Source organism: Protofrankia sp. Cj3 (assembly GCF_917627355.1).
GTDB lineage: Bacteria > Actinomycetota > Actinomycetes > Frankiales > Frankiaceae > Protofrankia.
In genome coordinates this window covers 15655-17365 of the sequence record NZ_CAKJTR010000118.1, presented here as the reverse complement: position 1 = coordinate 17365, position 1711 = coordinate 15655, and the positions used below count along the sequence as shown (strand labels likewise).

Here is a 1711-nt window from a genome sequence, read left to right as displayed (position 1 = left end):
ATGAACAAAAAGCGACACCAGGCTCAAAGGTATTGATTTTTGATTAGGCGATGGTGTGACCTCGCAAAATAGGGGTCTCGGCCAGCCTCAATGACCGGCCCGTGAAACGGCGAGTTTGACAAGCGCTCCGGCGATGGTATTAATACATCCGGCGCGGCGGTAAATGTGACGCCACCAAGCCCGCCCCGGACACTCGAAGGGGCGGGCTTGGCTTGTGACGTGGAGTGGCTGGTGTTCGCCGGAAGCGGCGCGGATTAGTCGCTCATACTGTCACCCTCCCATGCTCATCACCCCCTCGGCGTGTACGGCGGTATCCGGGGTTCCGACTCCGTTGGCGGACACCCGGAGATTTTGGTGAAAATGGTCCAGGCGATCAGCTCGCAGGTTTCGCGGGTGATGCGGCGGGTAATGCGCTGGCTCCGGTCTTCCACCTCCAGCGGGAGGATTACCTGGTCGTCCATGGCCGTCAGGTGCGCCCACTGGTGCGCCTCGTCCCACTCAGCAAAGGCGGCCAGCTGTTCCCCGTACCCATTGATTACGGAGTAGGGCCGGATACGCCGGGCTGCCGCCTTCTGGAGTGCTCCAACCGTCCCACGAGCTTCCCCATTTGGTCGCGCATCCATCGGACCTCCTCGGTCACGCTTTCCAGCCGTTCGCGGAGGGCGGCCAGCTCAAGGGGCGTGGCGCCGAGTTCGTTCCTGGAATAGGCAAAGTTGTCTTCCAGCAGCTCCAGTTGCGTCAGTACGGCTTCAAATTGGCACTCGATGAGATGAGCAGCCATATTCTCCCCAGACCCCGGCCCGGACGAACACGAACCGCTGATCCAGCCGCCCACCATCTACCTCCTGTTGCTGGTCCGCCGTCAGCCCCGTCTGGCTGGCGCCCGGTGCCGGGGAGGCCGGCATGATCGAACTTGCGCCATCTCAACCCGGCACCGGGGCCTGGTTGGGACACTGCGCGCGTTGGCTAAAGAGCAGTAGCCATCCCATGCATGACGGGTATGCGCGGCACGTCTGGACGACGGACCGTAACGGCTAGACTGCGAGGTAGGAAGCCCACCGCAGACGACGGAGAGGGCCGGTAATTACGGTGAGCGAGCAGCGGGGGCAGGGTCGCTACTGCCGGTGTGGGGAACGGCTGGCACGGGACAACAGCGTGGGCCTGTGCGGACCCTGCCAGCGCCGGACGGTCGAGCTGGAGGCAGGAGCGCCGGAGGTGGCGCCCACATTTTGGGAAGCGTCAGACCAACTCCGGGATGCCCTCGATGCCTGGCACATGGGCCACGTCATTGCCGCGTACCGCACCCACCCGCACCACGGCGCCCCCTTGCCCCAGGAGATGGTGGCACGATGGATGGGCATCACCCAGACACAGCTAAGCCGTATCGAATCCGGCACTCCTATAACTGATCTCACTAAGCTCATTCGCTGGGCCGAGATGTTGCGCATCCCGGAAGAGCTGTTGTGGTTTAAACTTCCCCGCCAGCGTCCGCCGGCGGGAGAAATGCAAAGGCCCCCTGCCGCTGGCGCCGCATCAATTGCCTCGCACCACCGCGGCAGGGACAGCACGTATAGCGACGTGCCGGACCAGTACCGGGTGATTGCGCACGTCGGGGAGGTGGTTATTGTGGCGATGGACCGGCGGACATTTCTTGCCGGAAGCGGAGCCGGGTTTTTGGTCGGGGGCAAAGTGATGCCGCTGGCCTCCTATA

The 1711-nt window shown here is 63.4% G+C and carries 2 protein-coding genes; one reads left to right on the top strand and one right to left on the bottom strand.

What is annotated here, in order from left to right; translation table 11 throughout:
• Positions 1-287 precede the first annotated feature (287 nt).
• Entirely contained in the window at positions 288-623 is a 336-nt protein-coding gene (locus MJ783_RS15830) for a hypothetical protein (protein WP_239311213.1), read from the bottom strand.
• A 652-nt stretch (positions 624-1275) separates the two neighbouring features.
• Between MJ783_RS15830 and MJ783_RS15825 the strand changes: the two genes are divergently transcribed.
• On the top strand, positions 1276-1711 hold a 436-nt coding region (locus MJ783_RS15825), incomplete at its 3' end, for a helix-turn-helix domain-containing protein (RefSeq protein ID WP_370651648.1).